This is a genomic window from Micrococcus sp. 63XJN7_8_ISO-PGPR-S23-253 (assembly GCF_056173425.1).
This window is the reverse complement of record NZ_CM149673.1, coordinates 795,539-815,493: the sequence shown is the minus strand read 5'-3', so window position 1 is coordinate 815,493 and position 19,955 is coordinate 795,539. Positions and strand designations below refer to the sequence as shown.

General features: G+C 74.8%; 19 protein-coding genes. 5 read left to right on the top strand and 14 right to left on the bottom strand.

Features of this window, described 5'->3' with window-relative positions; genetic code table 11:
* Positions 1-97: 97 nt before the first annotated feature.
* Positions 98-1,237 carry a translation initiation factor IF-3 gene (gene infC, locus AC0VX4_RS03855; RefSeq protein WP_239668437.1) on the bottom strand — a complete coding sequence of 380 codons (1,140 nt, stop codon included), beginning with the start codon at positions 1,235-1,237 and terminating at the stop codon, positions 98-100.
* 180 nt (positions 1,238-1,417) lie between these two features.
* Between infC and AC0VX4_RS03850 the strand changes: the two genes are divergently transcribed.
* A complete protein-coding gene (locus AC0VX4_RS03850) occupies positions 1,418-1,789 on the top strand; it encodes a DUF1844 domain-containing protein (protein WP_049158429.1) in 372 nt (123 codons plus the stop codon).
* Positions 1,790-1,854: 65 nt separating this feature from the next.
* Here AC0VX4_RS03850 and AC0VX4_RS03845 read toward each other — a convergent pair whose 3' ends face one another.
* Positions 1,855-2,331, bottom strand: a complete 477-nt coding sequence (locus AC0VX4_RS03845; protein ID WP_065573425.1) for a hypothetical protein — start codon at positions 2,329-2,331, stop codon at positions 1,855-1,857.
* Positions 2,332-2,697: 366 nt separating this feature from the next.
* On the opposite strand from AC0VX4_RS03845, the gene AC0VX4_RS03840 reads away from it, so the two are divergent.
* On the top strand, positions 2,698-2,946 hold the full coding sequence (locus tag AC0VX4_RS03840) for a WhiB family transcriptional regulator (RefSeq protein ID WP_002854852.1): 249 nt from the start codon (positions 2,698-2,700) through the stop codon (positions 2,944-2,946).
* 62 nt (positions 2,947-3,008) lie between these two features.
* On the opposite strand, the gene AC0VX4_RS03835 is transcribed toward AC0VX4_RS03840, so the two are convergent.
* The 3 genes from AC0VX4_RS03835 to AC0VX4_RS03825 are packed head-to-tail and all read right to left on the bottom strand — an operon-like array spanning position 3,009 to position 6,720.
* Positions 3,009-4,517 (bottom strand): sensor histidine kinase, encoded by a 1,509-nt coding sequence (locus AC0VX4_RS03835; RefSeq protein WP_144824859.1) that lies wholly within the window; start codon positions 4,515-4,517, stop codon positions 3,009-3,011.
* Positions 4,487-6,070, bottom strand: a complete 1,584-nt coding sequence (locus AC0VX4_RS03830) for an ATPase (protein ID WP_475464610.1) — start codon at positions 6,068-6,070, stop codon at positions 4,487-4,489. The genes AC0VX4_RS03835 and AC0VX4_RS03830 overlap by 31 nt, the downstream gene beginning before the upstream one ends.
* A gap of 2 nt (positions 6,071-6,072) precedes the next feature.
* Positions 6,073-6,720 carry an SAF domain-containing protein gene (locus tag AC0VX4_RS03825; protein ID WP_002854857.1) on the bottom strand — a complete coding sequence of 216 codons (648 nt, stop codon included), beginning with the start codon at positions 6,718-6,720 and terminating at the stop codon, positions 6,073-6,075.
* 225 nt (positions 6,721-6,945) lie between these two features.
* Between AC0VX4_RS03825 and AC0VX4_RS03820 the strand changes: the two genes are divergently transcribed.
* The gene (locus tag AC0VX4_RS03820) at positions 6,946-7,170 is read left to right on the top strand and encodes a helix-turn-helix domain-containing protein (protein ID WP_002854861.1); all 225 of its coding nucleotides are present in this window, start codon (positions 6,946-6,948) and stop codon (positions 7,168-7,170) included.
* Between the two features lie 15 nt (positions 7,171-7,185).
* Here the strand turns inward: AC0VX4_RS03820 and AC0VX4_RS03815 are convergent, their stop codons facing one another.
* Entirely contained in the window at positions 7,186-7,743 is a 558-nt protein-coding gene (locus tag AC0VX4_RS03815; protein ID WP_049159968.1) for a hypothetical protein, read from the bottom strand.
* A gap of 155 nt (positions 7,744-7,898) precedes the next feature.
* Here AC0VX4_RS03815 and AC0VX4_RS03810 point away from each other — a divergent pair, with 155 nt between their 5' ends.
* On the top strand, positions 7,899-8,651 hold the full coding sequence (locus AC0VX4_RS03810; protein WP_002854864.1) for a LysM peptidoglycan-binding domain-containing protein: 753 nt from the start codon (positions 7,899-7,901) through the stop codon (positions 8,649-8,651).
* 50 nt (positions 8,652-8,701) lie between these two features.
* The gene (locus tag AC0VX4_RS03805; RefSeq protein WP_036334342.1) at positions 8,702-9,214 is read left to right on the top strand and encodes an Rv3235 family protein; all 513 of its coding nucleotides are present in this window, start codon (positions 8,702-8,704) and stop codon (positions 9,212-9,214) included.
* 87 nt (positions 9,215-9,301) lie between these two features.
* On the opposite strand, the gene secA is transcribed toward AC0VX4_RS03805, so the two are convergent.
* The 8 genes from secA to AC0VX4_RS03765 all read right to left on the bottom strand — a co-directional run bounded on the left by secA (position 9,302) and on the right by AC0VX4_RS03765 (position 19,946).
* Positions 9,302-12,037: a preprotein translocase subunit SecA gene (gene secA, locus AC0VX4_RS03800; protein ID WP_145032872.1), complete on the bottom strand. Its 2,736-nt coding sequence runs from the start codon at positions 12,035-12,037 to the stop codon at positions 9,302-9,304.
* Positions 12,038-12,211: 174 nt separating this feature from the next.
* Positions 12,212-12,889 (bottom strand): ribosome hibernation-promoting factor, HPF/YfiA family, encoded by a 678-nt coding sequence (gene hpf / locus AC0VX4_RS03795; protein WP_002854870.1) that lies wholly within the window; start codon positions 12,887-12,889, stop codon positions 12,212-12,214.
* Between the two features lie 149 nt (positions 12,890-13,038).
* Complete coding sequence (locus AC0VX4_RS03790; RefSeq protein ID WP_363739247.1) at positions 13,039-13,836, bottom strand: ComF family protein; 798 nt, start codon at positions 13,834-13,836, stop codon at positions 13,039-13,041.
* A gap of 108 nt (positions 13,837-13,944) precedes the next feature.
* Entirely contained in the window at positions 13,945-15,690 is a 1,746-nt protein-coding gene (locus AC0VX4_RS03785; RefSeq protein WP_475464609.1) for an LpqB family beta-propeller domain-containing protein, read from the bottom strand.
* Complete coding sequence (mtrB, locus tag AC0VX4_RS03780; RefSeq protein WP_002854874.1) at positions 15,687-17,612, bottom strand: MtrAB system histidine kinase MtrB; 1,926 nt, start codon at positions 17,610-17,612, stop codon at positions 15,687-15,689. The genes AC0VX4_RS03785 and mtrB overlap by 4 nt, the downstream gene beginning before the upstream one ends.
* A 4-nt stretch (positions 17,613-17,616) precedes the next feature.
* Positions 17,617-18,297 carry an MtrAB system response regulator MtrA gene (gene mtrA, locus AC0VX4_RS03775; protein WP_049158902.1) on the bottom strand — a complete coding sequence of 227 codons (681 nt, stop codon included), beginning with the start codon at positions 18,295-18,297 and terminating at the stop codon, positions 17,617-17,619.
* A gap of 151 nt (positions 18,298-18,448) precedes the next feature.
* Positions 18,449-19,564 (bottom strand): hypothetical protein, encoded by a 1,116-nt coding sequence (locus AC0VX4_RS03770; RefSeq protein WP_475464608.1) that lies wholly within the window; start codon positions 19,562-19,564, stop codon positions 18,449-18,451.
* Complete coding sequence (locus AC0VX4_RS03765; RefSeq protein WP_475464607.1) at positions 19,557-19,946, bottom strand: chorismate mutase; 390 nt, start codon at positions 19,944-19,946, stop codon at positions 19,557-19,559. Before AC0VX4_RS03765 ends, AC0VX4_RS03770 begins: the two co-directional genes overlap by 8 nt.
* Between the last annotated feature and the right edge of the window lie 9 nt (positions 19,947-19,955).

The window sequence follows — 19,955 nt, the reverse complement described above, 5'->3', positions numbered from 1 at the left end:
GTTCTCCTTCACTCATCGCTGCCGTGCGCGGCGCGCACGGCAGTGCTGGTCACCCCGGTCCGTGCGGACCGGGCTGGTCTGTGGCGACCCCGGGGGGTCAGGCCCGAGGACCGGGCTTGGGGGCACCGCCGCGGGGGGCGGCGGGCTTGGGCGGGGCCGGCATCGGCTTGGCCGCCGGCTTCGGAGCCGACGACGGCGCGGCCGGCGTGGCGGCGGACCGCGGCTTCGGTGTCGCGGCCGGCGCAGCCGAGGACCGCGGCTTCGGCGTCGCGGCCGGCTTCGGGGCCGATGCGGGCGTGGCCCTGGTGGCCGGCTTCGCAGCCGGGGCCGGGGTCTTCGGCGCCTGCTTCGTCTCGGCCGGGGCCGCGGAGGCGTTCTCCTGCGTCCGGGCGGCCATGGCCTTCAGCTGCTCGGGGAACGCGTCCCCGATCGAATTCCGCACCGGGGCGGAATCGGACGCCGCCTTCTGCGCGGCGCGCTCCTTGGCCTCTCGGGCGGCCTGGTCGCGACGCGAACCGCCGCCCTGACGCTCGCGATGGCTCTCGGTCGAGTTCTTGCGCTGGTCCGCGCGCGCATCGGCCTTGGTGCGCAGCGGGGCGACCACCATCACCATGTTGCGGCCGTCCTGGCGCGGCTGCGACTCGACGGTGCCCAGCTCGGCGACGTCCTCGGCGAACTGCTGCAGCAGCTTGATGCCGAGTTCGGGACGCTGCTGCTCACGGCCGCGGAACTGGATGATGGCCTTGACCTTGTCGCCCTGGCTCAGGAACTTCTTGGCGTGGCCGGTCTTGGTCTCATAGTCGTGCTTGTCGATCTTCAGGCGGAAGCGGACCTCCTTGAGGACCGTGTTCACCTGGTTCTTGCGCGACTCACGGGCCTTCACCGCAGCCTCGTACTTGTACTTGCCGAAATCCATCAGCTTGCACACCGGAGGCTTGGCCGTGGGGGCCACCTCCACGAGATCCAGGTCCGCCTCGGCGGCGAGCCGGAGGGCGTCCTCGACGCGGACGATGCCGACCTGTTCGCCGTTCGGGCCGACCAGGCGGACTTCCGGAACGCGGATACGCTCGTTGATGCGGGGATCGCTGATGGTGCTGCTCCTCTGTGCGAGACGACGGGTGATCCCGCGCCCACCGGAGGGGCCCTCGGAAACGAGGAAGGCCTCCCCTGCGCGGACGCAGACGGAGGCCTCGACACGGTCCCGCAGACGGGACCCGCGGTGCGGGCTGCGCGCCACGAAGCGGCGGTCCCGACCGGCGACCCGGCAACTCGGTCCGGGGCGAACCGGACATCCTGCTGACGCGGGTGGGAGAGAGGCCTCCACTTTGCTGCTCCTGGCCCGTGCATGCCCGCCCCGGGGTCACCGGATGACGAGGACGTGCGCGGACCACGAGTGGTCTGTGGGAAGCTTACCACCATGACAGACGAACGTCAGGCCCAGGACGCCACCCCCATGGACGCCCCCGCCGAGATCCGCGACATCCACGAGGTCCCCGCCGTCGAGGTCATCACGACCACCGCCGTGCATGTGATGACCGCCGCCGCCGTCAAATGCGGCCTGGCCGACTCCCCCGACGCCCGCGAGCTCATGGATCTCGACGAGGCCCGCAAGCTCATCACCGCCCTCGCCGGGCTGGTCACGGCCGCGGCGCCCGAGATCGGCAGCCAGCACGCCGGCCCGCTGCGCGACGGCCTGCGCTCGCTGCAGCTGGCGTTCCGCGAGGCCTCCCCGTTCCCGGACGCCCCGGGCAAGGGCCCCGGCGAGAAGTTCACCGGCCCGGTGAACTGAACCACGCCCCCGACGACGACGGCGCGCCCCCGACCGGGGACGCGCCGTCGTCGTCGGAGCCGGGCTCAGGCGTCCGTCGACGTCTCCGGGGCGGGGGCGAGATGCCGGGTGACCGGCGTCGTGAAGAGGGTGAGCAGCGCGACACCGGAGACCGCGAGCAGCGGCCCACCCAGAGCAGCGGCGTCCACGCTGAAGAGCCACGAGGACAGGAGCACACCGAAGAGCTGGATCGCGACGGCGGCGCCGCGGCTCCACGCCCGACCGCGCAGCAGGGCGACGGCGGTCGCGAGGATCCACAGGGCGAGCAGCGCGTAGATGACGATCAGCATCACGCGGGCCCCGGCCGGGAGCACCCCGTCCGCCGCATGCACCACCGCGTCCACGGCGAGCCAGAGGAGCGCGCCCCCCTCGAGCACGAGCGCCGCGGCGACCACGAGGACGGCCACCGGCAGGCCCCGTCCGCGGCGGGGCGGGAGCGTCGTCGCGTCGGCGCCCGCCGACTCGGACGGGGCGACGGGGTCGGGGCGGCGGGACTGTGCCATGGGGCCTCTCCTGCGGGACGGCTGCGGGGACGGACGTGTCCCCCACGGTACGCCGGGCGGCGCGCGGACCACGTCCGCGACGGCGCCTCGGTCAGGGCATGGTGTGACGAAGGACTCGCAGTGCAGCGCGGTGATGCACCTCATTCACCTCTTGTTCACTCGTGAGGGCCGTGCGAGGATGGCACGCGAAAGATTTCCGGGGGCCGCGTTCGTACGAAGGCGGTCCCCGTTGCAATGACCAGGGTCGCCCTCCGTATCGGTCGTGCCGCGCGTCGTCCGCGCAGGCCCCCGCGCCCGCCGCCGGCGGAGGCCGTGACCACCGGCGCCCGCGGGCTCCGGCTCTTCCGACAGAAAGTGAGCGGACCGATGGATTGGCGCAGTAAAGCAGCGTGCCTGGACAAGGACCCGGAGCTGTTCTTCCCCGTGGGCAACACCGGCCCCGCCCTCCTGCAGATCGAGGAGGCGAAGGCGGTGTGCCGCTCGTGTGAGGTCGTGGACACGTGCCTGAAGTGGGCCATGGAGTCCGGCCAGGACTCGGGCGTCTGGGGCGGCATGAGCGAGGACGAGCGGCGCGCCATGAAGCGCCGCGCCGCGCGCGCCCGCCGCGCCTCCTGACCCACCCGGACCACCGGCCCCGTCGACCTCGTCGACGGGGCCGTCCTCAAGCCCGGCCGGGTTCACGTCAGGGGCAGTCGCAGCACGACGCGCGTGCCGCCGTCGTCGGACCGCTCCCAGCGCAGGGTGCCGCGCAGGTCCCCCTCCACGAGCGAGTGCACGATGCGCAGACCGAGCCCCGATCCCTCGCCCGCGCGGGGGGACTCCCCCGGCACCCATCCGTCGGGGGCGGCAGGGCCGCTGTCCGTCACGGACACGACCAGCACCGTTCCTGCGGGGGTCGACTCGCGGTCGGCGTGCAGGCCCACGCAGCCACCGCCCGGCGCCGTGCCGTGCTCGACGGCGTTGGCCGCCAGCTCATTGAGCACCAGCGCCAGCGGCGTGGTCACGTGGGAGGGCAGTTCACCGAACTCACCCGTGACCGCGACCTGCAGCGGCCTCCCGTCCCCGGCCACCTCGACGGCCAGGCGGAACTGCCGCTGCAGCAGACCGTCCACGGGGACCTGGTCCTCGATCTCCTCGCTCAGCGTCTGGTGGACGAGGGCGATCGTGTCCACGCGCTGCATCGCCTGACGCAGCGCACGCTCCGCCTCGGGCGAGGATGTGCGCCGCGCCTGCATGCGCAGCAGCGATCCCACGGTCTGCAGGTTGTTCTTGACGCGGTGGTGGATCTCGCGGATGGTCGCGTCCTTGGTGAGCAGACGCTGCTCCTGGCGGCGCAGCTCGGTCACGTCGCGCAGCAGCAGCAGCGCCCCCTGCCAGCCGTCCGGACCGAGGAGGGGGACGGAGCGCACCGTCAGCGACACCCCGCCGGACTGCACCTCCCGACGTCCGGCACGCAGCCCGGTGAGCACGGCCCACGTCCCCTCGTCGGTGGGCACGCGAGCGGCGTCGGTGCTGGCCAGGACGTCGGTGAGCCGGTGCCCCTCGAGGGTTGAGGCGATGCCCAGCCGGCGCAGGGCGGAGACCGCGTTGGGACTGGTGAACTCGGCGACCGAGTCCGGCCCGAGCACGACGAGGCCGTCCCCCACCCGCGGCGTGCCGCCTGCCCAGAGGCCGGGGGGCTCCTCGGGCGCCGGCCAGCGGCCGTGCTGCATCATGTCCAGCAGGGTGCCGGCCGTCCGGCTGTAGTTCTCCTCGATCACCGAGCGCGCCGGCCGGCCGTTCGGGTCCGCGTGCGCGGAGACGACCGCGATGACCCTCCCGGCGCGGACCACCGGCCACAGACGCACCTGCAGCGTGCCTCCCGGGGCCTCGACGGGGCCGGCCCCCTCGGCCCGCTCCCCGCCGTGCCACGTCTGTCCGACGACGGCCCGCAGGTCCGCGCGGGCGCGCGAGCCCACGATGTCGCGGTGGAAGAGGGTGGGAGCGGTGAAGGGCCGGACCTGGGCGAGCGCGACGAATCCTCCGGCCTCGTCGCGGCGGGGCACGGGGCACCAGAGCACGAGGTCCGCGAGCGCCAGGTCTGCCACAAGCTGCCAGTCCCCCACGAGCCGCTGCAGCCAGGCGCGGTCCTCGTCCCGGATGTCCGGGTGCGACGTCAGGGGGTCCTGCGCGAGCGAACTGACCATGGGATCAGGGTACGGCGACGTGCCGGGCGGCTCGTGTCCGTGGCGTCGCGGACGGTGTCGGAGGACGCGGCGGCGATGGCCTGCGGGGGCCGGGCGCGGTGCCGTCCGCGGCGGGCGGGGCGGGCGGGGACACCGGCCAGCGTGGCGAGGGCGCGACGCAGCGGGCTGTTCGGAGCGGCCTCGGCGAGCACCTGGCCGGCGAGCAGCGCGGGGTCCGCGGCGGCCGGGTCCCACGGCAGGAACGCCTCCAGCGGCGTGGCGGGCGAGGCGTAGCGGTTCCAGACGGCCTCGACCTGCGCGCGCGGGGCGACGCCGGCGGCCGCGGGCCGGAGCCGGTTGACAACGACGCGCAGCCGTGCCGCCGGGGCCACCTCCGCCAGTTCCTCGACCCCGCGGACCAGGCGGGGCAGCGCGACGGCGTCCGGCCCTCCGACCGCGATGACCTCGTCGGCCGCGGCGAGCGCCGCCCGGGTCGCACCGTTGCGCTGTGGGGCGGGCACGTCGAAGGACAGTTCCTCGTCCTGTTCGAGACCGAACCCGACGTCGACGACCACGCGGTCCCACCGTTCCCTGGCGGCCGCGATCAGCGCGGTGACGGCGGCGGGGCGCAGCTCCGGCCACCGGTCCACACGGGTGAGTCCCGTCAGAACCGTCAGGTCCGCGCCGGCGACGCGGACGCGGACGCCCGCGGCCGCCAGGTCGGCGGCGCCCAGCCGGCCGTGGTCGGCCCGCCGCACGGCCCGCGCCACGCCGGCCGACTCCTCCGTCAGCCCCAGGTGCACACCGACGGCGGGGCCGTACGTGTCCAGGTCGATCAGCAGCGTGTTCCGGCCGGCCACGGCGTGCTCGGCGGCGAGGTTCACGGCGACGGTGGTGCGTCCCGGAGCGCCGGTGGGGCCCCACACCACGGTCACCAGGGACTCCCGCGCGGGTCCGGCCGGTTCGCCCTCCTCCGGAGAGGGTGCGGGGTCGGCTCCCTCGTCCGCGGTGGCGGGGCCGCCGCCGGGCGTGGCCGCGGCGGGGGCGGCACCCGGCCCGGCGTCGTCGGGCTCGTCGGCGTCGCGCCAGGGGTCCGTGAGGCCGGGCACCTCGTCCGCGCCGAGCGTCTCCAGGGTGATCGGCAGGTCGTCGAGGTCCTCGGCCTGATCCAGGGCGTGGTCGGCGTCCTCCCCGTGCGAGGTCGCGGGCCGGCGGCCCTCCGCGGCCGCGCTCGCGGACTCCACGACGACGGCCGCGATCTGCTCGGCGTCGGCGTCGGCGCGCACGCAGGGCACCCCCATGCCGCGGAGGCGACGCCGCTCGGCACGGACCTCGCTGAGGGCCGCCACGCCCACGGGTCGGGGCAGCCGGGCCGTCTCCTCGAGGAAGGCGGCGGTGAGGGACTCGGTGTCCCCGGCCACGAGGACCGCGTCCACGAGACCGGAGCGGGCGATCGCGAGCAGCTCGGCGAGGTCCTCGGCCCGGCGGAGGACCGTGATGTCCGTCTGGTGCCGCTCGAGCGGGCCGATGTGGTCCAGGCCCGGCTGGACGGTGGTGGCCAGGGCGATGCGCACGGTCAGCGCACCCCGTGGGCCGGCACGAGGGTGACCCGCGCGTCCTTGACCTTCGCGTCCACGATGCGCGGCAGGGTCTCCTCCGGTGCCAGCAGCTGCACCCGGGTGGTGCCCGAGCCGCCGAAGCCACTCTGCTCCGCCGTGACCTCGGAGATCTCGAGCGCCTCGGCCAGCCGGGCCGGGTCCGCATGGCCGCGGCCTCCCTCGGCGGGCATGGCCACCCAGACGTCCACGCGGTCCCCCACGCCCACGCCGGACGGCAGCGGCTCGTCCAGGGCCACCCCGACGGGACGACGGCCGTCCGGGTCCGCGTCCACCAGTGCCGCCGCCGGCAGCAGCTCGCCGGCCCGGACCGTCCCGGAGACCATCCGCCCCTCGGGCGCCGGAGCATCGGCGCTGAGGTACCGCTCGCCGGCCTCGCTGAGGTTCACCTCCACGGGCCGCAGGTCCCCGGCCGCGATGGGCGTTCCCGGGGGCAGGTCCTCCGCGGCCGTCCAGTACGCGGCGGTCCGCTGCGAGGAGGCGACCAGCGCCACGACGCCGGCGATCGAGGCGAGGACGAGCACGAGACCGACGAGGAGCCGGGGATCCCGCCAGCGGGGCCGGCGCAGACGGCCGCCCTCGGCGGACGCGGACATGGTCGTGGACACCGGATGTTCTTCCCTTCGGACCGGCCTCTCGGGCCGCCGCGGCCCCGGCACCCCGTCGGTGTCGGCCCCTCCGCGCTGCGCCCAGGGTAACCGCCGCTGCCGTGGATCGCCGGATCCGCCGCGTACGCTGTGGAAAAGTGTCGCCTCGGGGTGATCCCGGGGTTGAATGGGTCGACGTCGTGGGCCGACCGCGACCGTCCTGGACGCCTCGACCGAAGGAGCACCGTGCAGCGCTTTCTCACCCTGACCGATGTCGCGGAGACCCTGAACATCTCCGGTCAGGCCGCCCGCGCCCTGGTCCGCTCGGGTGAGCTGCAGGCCATCCAGGTCGGGGGCCGCGGCCAGTGGCGCATCGAGGTGTCCTGGCTCGAGGACTACGTGGAGCGTCAGAAGGAAGTGACTCGCGCCCGCGTCCGGGAATGGACCGAGGCGGACGCGAAGGCCCGCTGAGCCCACACGATCTGCTCAGGCAGGACGCAGCGCGGTCCGGACCGTCCCCAGCGCCCCGAACGGGATGACGAGCCGCCCGCGGACGGCCGCGGCCCGCCGGGCCTCATCCCGCGGGTGGCGGGCGATGTCGAGGTGATCGCCGCCGACCCGGTCCACGGTGCCCTCCGCCAGTGCCGCGCCGAGGCGCCCCGTCACTGCCACCGGCTGGCGCGTCCGCGCGATGCCGCGCAGCACCGTCCCCCAGCCGGCCGCAGCGAGCTCGGGCGCGAGAGCGGCCCGGGTCAGGTCGGCCTCCACGGCCGCCACGCAGTCCACCGCGACGATCGCCGATCCCGAGCCGTCGACGTGCACGCCGACCCAGCCCTGGCCCACCGTGTGCACCACTCCGTCCACGGCCTCGCCCCAGGCCAGGTGGAGCCGGACCTGCCGCCCGCGGGCTCCGCGCAGGCGGTCCGCCAGGGACAGCGCCATCCACTCCGCTCGGGTCAGCTCCGCGGCCTCGGCCACCGTCTCCTGCCATCCGAGGTCGACCCAGTGCGCCTCCAGGTCGTCGAAGAGTCCGTTCCACCGCATGCGCTCAGCATAGGAGGCTCAGCAGCCGTGCCGGGCATCGTCAAACATCATCAAACATCACTCTTGACACCCATCGGGCCGTGCAGTTCACTGTGGTCATCATCACCGGCCTGATCGCGGGATCCCGGCCGGACGAACGCACAGGAGGGGAATCCATGGAGCGCACGACATCACCGGCCGGCCCGGCCCCGACCCGGCCGGTCGACGCGGCGGACGCCGTCGGCCTCACCGTCCTGCTTCTGGCCGGACCCGGCCTGCTCGCCTGTGCCGCGGCGCTGCTGCAGACGGACCCCAGCGCGCCGGCGGCGGAACTGACCCGCGTGCTGGGCCTCGGTGCCGGTCTCGCGGGGCTCGGACTGCTCGCGTGGTGGGCGGTGGGCCTGCTCGGGCTGGCGCTTCTCGCGCTGGGGCGCCGTGCGGGTCGGCCGGCCTGGGCCCGCCTGGGCCGGAGCCTCACTCCCGCCCTGCTCGGACGCGTGGCCGGCGCCGTCGTCGGTGCCCAGCTGCTCGCGGCGCCGGCCGCGTGGGCGGACACGGCTCGTCCCGTGCCGGACGCCTCCTGGACCGTGGCCGCGTCCCCCGCGCACGCCACCGGCGTCGAGGCCCCGGCGCCGGACGCCGCGTGGACGCCCCGGCCCCCGGCGCCGGCCCCGCCGGGTGCCGGCACCGGCCGCGCAGATCCGGACCACCCCACCGTCACCGTCCGGCGCGGCGACTGCCTGTGGCACCTCGCCGCCGCCGAGCTCGGCCCGGACGCGACCCCCCGAGAGATCGACGCCCGGTGGCGCCGCTGGTACGAGGCCAACCGGCGAGTGATCGGCGACGACCCGCACCTGCTGCTGCCCGGCACCGTGCTGACCTCTCCCGTGTTCGCCCCGCACGCCGGCGTGGACGGACCACGGCCATGACATCCACGACCCTGCACTCCCCCGCTTCGCCTCGTCCTCAGGAGACCGCCATGACCGCCCTCGCCACCCGCCCCCGCACCGCTTCCGCCCGGCGCACCGCCGACACCCTCCTCCACGGGCCCGCCCACAGCCCCGCGGTCCTGCCCCGCGGGGAGGAGATCGCCCGGCGCGCCCGCACCGAACAGGGGCGCGAGGAGCTGCGCCGCGTCCGCTCGCTCGCCGCCGTGATCGCCGTCGCCTGCGTCGAGGTCGAGACGGGCCGCCGTGCCCTGCGGGACCTCTCCGCCTGGCTCTCGCCCGAGGTCCTGGACAAGTTGACCCGTCGCATGGAGCTGCTGGGCGCCGTCGCGCCGACCGGGCCCGGTCGACGACCCGCCGCGGCCGTCCCGCCCCGGGCGTCCGCGTCCGCACCCCGCCCGGTGGGCGCCCGCGTGTGCGAGGTCGCACCCGGCCGGGTGGAGGCCAGTGCGACGGTGCTGTGGGAGGGCCGGGCCCGGGCCTTCGCACTCCGACTCGAGCGGCGGCTCAGCCGGTGGAAGGTGACGTCGGTCGAGATCGGCTGAGCCGGATCGTCCCGTCGGACTGACGATCGAGGGCCCGGAGACCAGGAGGTCTGCGGGCCCTCGTCCTGCGTCGTCGCGGGATGCCGGTCAGCCGCGGCGGCCGCGGCGCTCCGCCTGACGGCGGGAGCGGCGGTTCGTGCCCGCCGCGACCGTGGCGCCGGAGTCCGTGCCACTGCGGGTGACCGCACTCTGCCCGTCCTCGGACGGACCGGTGAAACGCAGCTGCGCCGGGCGCTGCGGGGCGTCGATGCCCTCCACCGAGATCTGCGGGGCCATCGTCACGGCGCGGGCGTCCTGGACGCCGGGCAGCGACGTCGGCGCGGGGGCCGCACTGATCTGCGCCTGGAACAGCGTGCGCACGGCGTCCTCGCGGATGGCGGCGAGCATGTTCTGGAACATCGTGTAGCCCTCGCGCTGGTACTCCACGAGGGGCTCGCGCTGGGCCATCGCGCGCAGCCCGATGCCCTCCTTGAGGTAGTCCATCTCGTAGAGATGCTCCTGCCAGCGGCGCCCGATGGTGGCGAGCACCACGCGACGCTCCGCCTCCCGCAGCGCCTCAGATCCCACCTGCGCCTCCCGGTCCTCGTACGCCAGGAGCGCATCGGAAACGAGTTCGCGCTTGAGGACCTCGGCCTTGAGCCGGCCCCGGCCGCCGACCTCGTCGAGGACGTCCTCTTGCGAGATGCCCACGGGGTAGAGCTCTGCCAGGTCCCGCCACAGCTGGTCGAGGTCCCAGTCGGTGGCCTGGCCCTCCTCGGTGGCCGCGTCCACGATGTTCCCGACGGCGTCCTCCACGAAGCGGCGCACCCGGTCCTGCAGGTCCTCCCCCTCGAGGATCGAACGGCGGTCCGTGTAGATGGCCTCGCGCTGGCGGTTCATCACGTCGTCGTACTTGAGCACGTTCTTGCGCTGCTCGGCGTTGCGCCCCTCGACCTGCGCCTGCGCGTTCTGGATCGCCTTCGAGACGAAGCCGAACTCGAGCGCCATGTCGTCCGGGATCGACGGGCTGTTCATGATCCGCTGGGCCACACCCGGGTTGAAGTTGCGCATGAGCTCGTCCGTGAGGGAGAGGTAGAACCGGGACTCGCCCGGGTCGCCCTGACGGCCGGAACGACCGCGCAGCTGGTTGTCGATACGGCGCGAGTCGTGGCGCTCGGTGCCCACCACGTACAGGCCGCCGGCCTCGATGACCGCGCGGTGCGCGTCCTCCACGGCGGCCTCGGCCTGCGCCAGCACCTCGGGCCAGCGGGCCTCGTACGCCTCCGGGTCCTCGGCGGCGTCGAGGCCCAGCTCCTGCATGCGGGCCACCGCCGTGAACTCGGCGTTGCCGCCGAGCATGATGTCGGTGCCGCGGCCGGCCATGTTGGTGGCCACGGTGACGGCGCCCGGGCGGCCGGCCTGCGCCACGATGGCGGCCTCGCGCGCGTGGTTCTTCGCGTTCAGGACCTCATGGCGGACGCCGCGCTTGGCCAGCAGCGTGGAGAGGTACTCGGACTTCTCCACCGAGGTGGTGCCCACCAGGACCGGCTGGCCCTTCGCGTGCCGCTCGGCGATGTCGTCGACGACGGCGTCGAACTTGACCTTCTCGTTCTTGTACACCACGTCGTTGCGGTCCACGCGCTGCCGCTCCCGGTTCGGCGGGATCACGACGACGCCGAGGCCGTAGGTGGACGTGAACTCGGCGGCCTCCGTCTCGGCGGTGCCCGTCATGCCGGCGAGCTTCTCGTAGCCGCGGAAGTAGTTCTGCAGGGTCACCGTGGCCAGCGTCTGGTTCTCGGGCTTGACCTCGACGCCCTCCTTGGCCTCGATGGCCTGGTGGAGCCCCTCGTTGTAGCGGCGTCCCTTGAGCACGCGGCCCGTGTGCTCGTCGACGATCTGCACCTCGCCGTCGAGGACCACGTAGTCCTTGTCCCGCTTGAACAGCTCCTTGGCCTTGACCGCGTTGTTCAGGAACTGGATGAGCGTGGTGTTCTGCGTCTCGTACAGGTTCGTGATGCCGAGGTGGTCCTCGACCTTCTCGATGCCGGGACCGAGGATGCCGACGGTGCGCTTCTTGTGGTCCACCTCGTAGTCCGTGTCCGCCTCGAGTCGGCGCACCAGCCGGGCGAACTCGCCGTACCACCGGTTGGCCTCGCCCTGGGCGGGGCCGGAGATGATCAGCGGGGTGCGGGCCTCGTCGATGAGGATCGAGTCCACCTCGTCGACGATCGCGTAGTGGTGTTCACGCTGCACGAGCTCGTCGAGGGACCAGGCCATGTTGTCCCGGAGGAAGTCGAAGCCGAACTCGTTGTTCGTGCCGTAGGTGATGTCCGCGGCGTACTGCTCGCGCCGTACGGCCGGGGTCTGGCCCGCCACGATGACGCCCGTCTGCATGCCGAGGAAGCGGAACACGCGGCCCATGAGGTCGGCCTGGTACGAGGCGAGGAAGTCGTTGACCGTCACCACGTGCACGCCCCTGCCGGACAGCGCGTTGAGGTAGGCCGGAGCGGTGGCCACGAGGGTCTTGCCCTCGCCGGTCTTCATCTCCGCGATGTTGCCCTGGTGCAGCGCGATGCCGCCGAGCAGCTGGACGTCGTAGTGCCGCTGGCCGAGCGTGCGTCCCGCGGCCTCCCGGACCGCGGCGAACGCCTCCGGCAGGAGCAGGTCCAACGACTCGCCGTCCGCATGCCGGGCTCGGAGCGCGTCCGTCTCGGCGCGCAGCTCCGCGTCGCTGAGCGCCCGGAAGTCGTCCTCGAGGAGGTTCACGGCGTCCACCGTGGCCTGCATGCGCTTGAGGACGCGATTGTCCGAGATCTTCAGGACGCGGTCGATGATCGAAGGCACTGGTTCTCTGCTCCCTTGCGGTGTGGCCGGGGCGGGACGGGGTGCCCCTCGCGCTCGGCCGTGGCGCGGTCTCCGGGACAGTGTACGGGCCGAGTCCGGACGGGCCGCGGCGCCCGTCCCGGAGGGGAAGGGCGCCGCGGCGTCAGCAGGTCGTGGTCGACGTCGGCGGGGCGGTCAGTCCTCCCGCGCCTGGTAGGCCCGCTCCCCCTCGGAGGCGGAGACGTGATCCTGCGGGAGGGACTCGTCCAGGCGGATCACTCCGTAGCTCCAGCCCCGGCGGCGGTAGACCACGGAGGGCACGCCGGTCTCGGCGTTCTGGAAGAGGAAGAAGTCATGACCCACCAGCTCCATCGCGTCCACGGCCTCGTCCACGCTCATGGGGGTCGCGGGGAACGCCTTCTGGCGGATGCGCACCGGGGTGCCCACCTCGGGGGCGTCCTGCTCGGCGGCCTCCTCCGCGGCCAGCGCGGCACCCGACGGCGGCAGCGGCGGCACGAATCCGACCTCGCCCGCACCGCGGGAGGCGCCGAGCTTGCCGTGGCGGCGGTCCTTGCGGCGGTCGCGCATGCGCCGCAAGCGCTCGGTCAGTCGGGTGGCGGCCTGGTCGAAGGCTGCCAGCTTGTCGTCCGCGTCGGCCTCAGCCCGCACGACGTCCCGCGGGCCGCGGACCGTCAGTTCCACGCGGACCGTCTCGTCCGAGTGCTTGTGGTGGGAGGCCTTCGTCACGCGGACCTCGAGCGTGTCGGCGCCCTCGGCGAGCGGCTGGAGGCGCTCGGTGCGCTCGACGACGTGGTCGCGGAAGCTCTCCGGGAGCCTGAGGTTGCGGGCGATGTAGCTGACATCCATGGTCATGGCGTCCTCCTGGTCCGACTCTCACGGGTCCGGCCTCGGGAGGGGAGGTGCGCCTCGGTGTCGCGTCCGCAGGGCGGCGGCGGGTCCGAGGGGGCGACCTCCTTCCAGCCGTCGGCAGAACGGGAACCGTAGGGGCGATTCCGTGCCGTTCACCCTACCCGGGGGCCTGGCCGGGGGCCAGGCTCGGCGGGATCCCGCGGCGGGGCCACGGCCGCGAGCACGACGGCCCCGACAGGGTGCCCGCCGGCGCGGCGCACCGCCTCCGCGAGCGCGGCGAGGGTGGCGCCGGTGGTGAGGACGTCGTCCACGAGCAGGACGGGCGCGCCGGCCGGCAGCCGTCCGGCGACGACGCGCCAGTCCCGGGCCCGCCGGCGGCGCTGGCCCGCCCCGGCGCCCGCATGGGACGGGCCGCCACCCCGGAGCGTGCTCGCGCGGGGCAGCAGCCGAGCGCGGACGGCGTCGGAGACCAGCCACGGCGCCGGCAGCGCCCGGGTGAGCTCGACGAGCGGGTCGTAGCCGCGCCGTCGGAATCCGACCGCGCCGCCCGGGACCGGGACGAGCAGGGCGTGCGGTGCCCCGGGCAGGTCCGGCTCGAGGCGCGCCGCGGCGACGGTCCGGCAGAGGGCCTCGCCCAGCACGCCGCGCAGGTGCAGCGCGTGATGGTCCTTGAACGCGAGCACGGCGGCCGCCAGCGGTTCTGCGTAGCGACCGGCCGCCATCACCGGCAGGGGAGCGCCGCCGGGGCCCAAGGGCAGGGCCGGGGCGTCCTGCTCCGCCCGGAAGGGCAGGGACAGGGCGGCGGTCAGTCCCTCCGCGCAGGCCGGGCAGAGCCGGTGGCCCGGCGCCGCGCACACCGCGCACTCGGCGGGCAGGACCAGGTCGGCCAGGGCCCGACCGAGGGCGCTGAACGCCGACGCCGGGGACGGGGAGGACGGCGGGGAAGGCATGCGATGAGTCCACCGCACGCCACCGCCGTCCGGGCGCCGGGGCGGGCCGCTGTGCGGGACGGGGCGGCTGTGCAGGAATGGACGACGGGCGCCCGGCGCGGGCCCGGCTCAGTCCGGGAACGAGAGGTTGCGCACCCCGCGGTCGAGCTCCTGCGCCCGCCACGAGGAGCCCACCAGCAGGAACACGAACTCCTCCGTCTCCGCGTAATAGGCGCCGTCGTCGCCGGCGGAGATCCCCCGCAGACCGCCCAGCGGGTTGAGCTCCCGGACGGTGCCGTCGATCGAGACGATCCGCGGCACCACGCGCTCGTCCGGCTTCTCGGCGTACGCCGAGACGAGCAGGTTCGTGTCGCCGGCCCACTCCACCGAGTCCTCCGACCCGGAGGAGGGCAGCAGGATCGGCTCGGTCAGGGCGTTCGGCACCCCGTCCGAACCGCGCACGACGCCGGACACGCGCAGAGTGGTCCGCTGGCCGTCGTCGACGAGCATCGCGGCCCGGGCCCCGCTCCGGGACAACCGCAGGTCGACGATCCGCTCGCCGGGCCGCAGCCACGTGGCCGTCACGATGCGCTCCTGCCCGCCGGGCTGGGCCGAGACGGCGCGGATCCGCGAGGTCGTCCCCCGGTCGGCCGCCCACACCCAGCCCAGGAGGTCCAGCGACGGGACGGTGAGCCCGGTGCCGCGCAGCACCTCCCGCAGGGAGCCGTCCGTGCCGGCGACGTGGACCGCCGTCCGGTCACGGGTGACGAACGCGAAGCGGCTGCGGTCGCCGGACATCGTCGGGCGGACCGGATCGAGCGCGGTGACGTCCGGGGCGCCGCCCACCGGCGTGACGCTGGTCCCCTGCACGTAGACGAGTCCGCCCGTCGCCGTGTCGATGCCCACCTGGACCGAGCCGACGGCGGCGTCGGTCTGGACCGGGGCGGGGCCGTCGTCTCCCGACGTGGACAGCTGGGCGCCGGCGACGGTCACCTCGACCTCCTTGACCGACTGGAGGCCCGTCAGGGTCAGCTCCAGCTGCTCCCGCATGCGGTGCCGCCGGTCGGCGTCGGCCCCCTCGGCAGCCGCCTGGGTGAGGTCGACGTGGGCCACCCCGTCGTCGTCGACGGGCACCGTGGGCGCGGCCAGGTCGGTGCCGGTGCGCAGCGGGAAGGCCGTGTCCACCGCCCCGGCCAGATACGGTGCCGGCCCGCGCAGCAGCGCTCGCGTCACCGCGGTCACGGTGGTGCCCCGATTGACGAACCACCGCACGTCCGGCACGACGTAGCGCTTCGCGGTGTCGTAGAAGGCGAGCTCGTGCGGGGCGAACAGCTGTCCGAACTGCGCCTGGGAGAGCAGCGTGCCGTTCTCCGTGGACGTGATCCGCATGCCCTGCGGCCGTTCCTGCACCGTGACCGCCCAAGCCCGCGTGGTCCCCGGCGGCGCGATGGTCCGCAGGCCGTACTCGTCGATCTCCGAGTCGACCTCGACCTGGATCTGGTAGTCCCCGGCGCCGTCGCCCCGGGTGATGCGCGGCTCCGCCGAGTACACGAGAGTGCGCTGTCCGGGCGTCCACTGGGTGGCCGCTGGCCCGTCGAGGAACTCGCGCGCCACCGCGTAGTCGTCCTGCGGGCTCGTGCCCGCGAGCAGGAAGCCCCGGATGGCCTCCTCCGCTGTGTCCGACTCGGCCGGTCCCGGCGGATGGAACTGCGGCGCGTCGGCGGCCGCGGTGGCCCCGTCGACCGGGTCGGCGCTGCGCACCTCGGAGCTCTGGGGGATCTGGGTGCAGCCGCTGAGGGCGAGCACCAGGGCGACGATCACGCCGACGACGGCGACCCGCGGCGGGCGGGGCGGCTGCGGATCCACGGTGGTCATCGGGCCTCCTCTGCCCCGTTATCGCCGGTCCGGTCCCCGGCAGCCGACCCGTCGGCGGGAGGGACCACGCGCACCGGCCGGGTCGGCGCGGTCAGGGCCTGCTCGGCCTGGCGCGCGGACGGCGGGGCGGCCGCGGCCGCCGCGGCGACGTCCGTGATCGCGCCGGCGGCGTCGGCGTCCGCCTCCTGCGGGACGGGCCGGGACAGGTCATCGGCGTACCGGCGGTCCGCCGTGCTGTAGCGGGGCGGAATGGGCAGCACGGAGCGGCCGATCGGTTCCGGGGCCTCCGCGCCCTGCACGGCCGGGCGCGGCGCCCGCGGCAGGGTCACCATGAAGGTGGATCCCTCCCCCAGCTCGCCCCACGCCTCGAGCCGGCCGCCGTGCAGCCGGGTGTCCTCGGTGGCGATCGCCAGACCCAGTCCGGACCCGCCGGTGGTGCGCTTGCGTGCGGGGTCGGCGCGCCAGAACCGGTCGAACACGCGCTGCACCTGCTCGGGGCTCATGCCGATGCCGTGATCCACGACGGCGAACGTGACGGCCTCCTCGTCGGCCGCCACGAGCACGTCCACCGGCCGGCCCTCGGCGTGCTCGATCGCGTTGTTCACCAGGTTGCGCAGGATCCGTTCGATCCGCCGCGGGTCGACCCAGGCGACGTGGCCGTCGGCGCGGTCCCGGTCCATGGGCACCACGTACACGGGCACGCCGATCTGGTCGGCCAGCGGCTGAGAGGTGAGCACGACGTCGCGGGCCAGCTCGAGCATGTCCGTGGCCTCGAGGGCCGGGGTGGCGGCGCCGGCGTCGAACCGGGTGATCTCCAGCAGGTCCGCGAGCATGGCCTGGAAGCGGTCCACCTGGTGGTAGAGCAGCTCGGTCGAGCGTCGGTTGACCGGGTCGAAGTCCTCGCGCGAGCCGTACAGCACGTCGGCCGCCATCCGCACGGTCGTCAGCGGCGTGCGCAGCTCATGGGAGACGTCCGAGACGAACCGCTGCTGCATCTGGGACAGCTGGGCGAGCTGGCCGATCTGGTCCTGGATGCTGTCCGCCATCCGGTTGAAGGACATGCTCAGGCGGGCCATCTCGTCCTCACCGTCGACCGGCATCCGCACGGCCAGGTTACCGCTCGAGAGGGACTCGGCCGCCCGGGCCGCCTGCTGCACGGGCCGGGTCACCCGCCGCGAGACCCACCACGAGACCAGCACGTTGATCACCAGGAAGCCGACGCCGAACACCAGCAGCACCCCCAGCACCGAGTCGAGCGAGCTCTGGACGTCCGAGAGGTCGTAGACGAGGTAGAGCCCGTAGGTGGCACCCGGGGGCAGCACCACCTGGGCGCCGAACACGAGGCCGGGTCGGGTGCCACCGCCGGGGTCCGGCAGCGCCACGCTCGCGTCATACACGCCCGGCCCGGAGGCGACCGCGTCCTGCAGCTCCTGGGGGATCACCGCGGGATCGAGCCCGGCGGAGGAGATCGTCCCCACGTACGCGGACTCGGAGTCCGGCAGCGGGGCGAGGTGGTAGCGGCGACGGATCGTGGTGCCCGAGTCCCCCTCGAGGGCACGCAGGGTCTGGGTCACCAGCACGTCCGTGCTCTGCGCGTCCGTGGCGGTGGTCTGCGCGAACGTCTCGCGCACCTGGCTCAGGCCACGGCGGGCCTCGGCCTGGACCTGCTCGTAGCGGGCCTCGAAGAGGGCCTGGGTGATCTGCTGCGTCAGGAACGCGGCGACCACGAGGCCCGCGAGGATCGAGAGCAGGGCCGCGAGCACCGCCGTGCGCAGCCGCAGGGACCGGCGCCACCGGCGGCGCAGCGCACGCCACGCGGGGCCGGGGACCCACGACCGTGGGCGGCCGGCGGCGGGCTCGACCGGCTCGGCGCCGGCCTCGGCCGCCGGGGCCGCGCTCACACCCGGGCCGGACACGGTCATGCGGTCAGCCCTGGCCGGCCTTGTACCCGACACCGCGGACGGTCAGCACGACGCACGGGTTCTCGGGATCCGGCTCGACCTTGGAGCGCAGGCGCTGGACGTGGACGTTCACGAGCCGGGTGTCGGCCTGGTGCCGGTAGCCCCAGACCTCCTCCAGCAGCATCTCGCGGGTGAAGACGTGGCGCGGCCGACGGGCGAGGGCCACGAGGAGGTCGAACTCCAGCGGGGTGAGGGCGATGCCGACGCCGGCGCGGGTGACCTGGTGACCCGCCACGTCGATCTCGAGGTCCCCGATGTGCAGCACCTCCGCCGGCTTGGCCTCCCCCTCACGCAGGCGGGCCCGGACGCGGGCCACGAGCTCGGCCGGCTTGAACGGCTTGGGCACGTAGTCGTCGGCACCCGACTCGAGGCCGCGCACCACGTCCGCCGTGTCCGACTTGGCCGTGAGCATCACGATCGGCACGTCCGACTCGGCTCGGATGAGCCTGCAGACCTCGATGCCGTCGATGCCGGGGAGCATGAGGTCCAGCAGCACGAGATCGGGGCGCTCGCGGTGGAACGCGGGCAGTGCGGAGGTGCCGTCCGCGGCGAACGCCGGCTCGAAGCCGTCATTGCGCAGGACGATGCCGATCATCTCGGCCAGCGCCTCGTCGTCGTCCACCACCAGGATCTTGGCCTTGCCCATCCTGACCTCCTCGTCAGCGCTCCCCCCGGCGCCGCGAGCGGGACCGGCCCGGGCACAGGAAATTTTCAGGATCAGCCCGATGATACCCGCCGGACGGGCCCGTCCACGGCCGACGACGCCGGAGGTCGCCGGCGTCCGTCGGGGCGCCGGCTCAGCCGCGCAGCTCGGCGAGCCGTGCGGCCAGCTCCTCCGCGTCCCGCCGCAGAGTGCGGAGCACGGTGGGGTCGTGCGGCCCCGCCGCCGTGAGGCCGACGTCGCCCACCCGTCCGGGGTCCACCCCCAGCCGTTCCCACGTGCGGACGACCTCGACCGGGCCGACGCCCGGTTCGGGGGCCAGGGTCAGCCCGCGCCCGACGTCGGCCCAGCCGGCCGCCGTCTCCCACGCCTCGCGGGTGCCGGGCGAACCGTCCGCGCCGTCGTCGAGGGCGCCCACGCCCACCACGAGCGAGACCGGGGCCGGGGCGGGCGCGTACGCAGCTGCGTCGGGCCTGGGCAGGGACTCGCCCGTCAACGCCGCCAGCGCGGCGGGCCCGGGCAGCTCGGCCCCCGGGGAGCCGGCGCGGCGGCCCGGCGCGAGCCACACCCGGGCGACGTCGGGCAGGGCGGTGAGCCCGTCGAGGGCGGCGCGCCACAGCCCGCTGGCCTCCTCGCGCGGCAGCGACCGGACGGTGCGGTACCCGCTCGCGGTGGGCAGGGTCCCGGCGAGGACGGCCGCCGCCCACGGCTCGTCGACGACGACACCGAGGCGGGCCGCCCCGGTGGCCCTTCGGAGGCGGGGCAGGGCGTCCTGCAGTCCCTCGAGATAGGACACGGCGACGTCGCGACGGGCGCCGTGGTCGCCGAGGACGCGCTCTCCCCCGGGCAGCCAGAGGCCGGCGAGCAGGCTGAGCGGGCCGCGCACCCGCACGGCCAGACGTTCGACGACGGCACCCTCGGCCCCCGCGGTGTCCGCCCAGCGGTGTGCGTCCTCGCGCCAGAGGGAGACGGCGCGGCGTCGGTCACGGCCGGAGCCGGCGGCCCCGGGCGGGCTGACCCGCCAGCCGTGCGGCTGCAGGTCGACGGCCAGCTCCTGCAGAAGGGCGGCCGAGCGGCCGGTGGCGTCGGCGCCGGGTCCGCGATCGGGCAGCTCGGGGAGCACCGGCCAGTGGTCCGCGCCGAGCTCGCCGAGCGTGACGCGCTGCGCCTCGGCGACGTCGGTGCCGCGCCACGGCGTGCCGCCGAGGGCGACGGGGCCGGTGGCGCCGTCGTCGTGGGCGGCCTCAGTCATCCGCGTCCCCGGAGCGCGCCCCCGGCTCCGCCTCGGCGTCCGGCCGGCCCTCGGCCGCCAGCGCGCGGTGGTGGCGGATGACCTCGGCGATGATGAAGTTCAGGAACTTCTCGGCGAACGCGGGCTCGAGGTCGGCCTCGAGCGCGAGCCGGCGCAGCCGCGCGATCTGGGCGGCCTCACGCCCGGGGTCCGAGGGCGGCAGGTCGTGCCGGGCCTTCAGCGCACCGACCCGCTGCGTGAACTTGAACCGCTCGGCCAGCAGGTAGACGAGCGAGGCGTCGATGTTGTCGATGCTGCCGCGGATCGCGAAGAGCTCGTCGAGGACCGCCGGGTCCGCGGTGCCGGGCAGTGAGCTGGCGTGGGGGTCGTAGTCCGGGCTCATGGCCGAAGC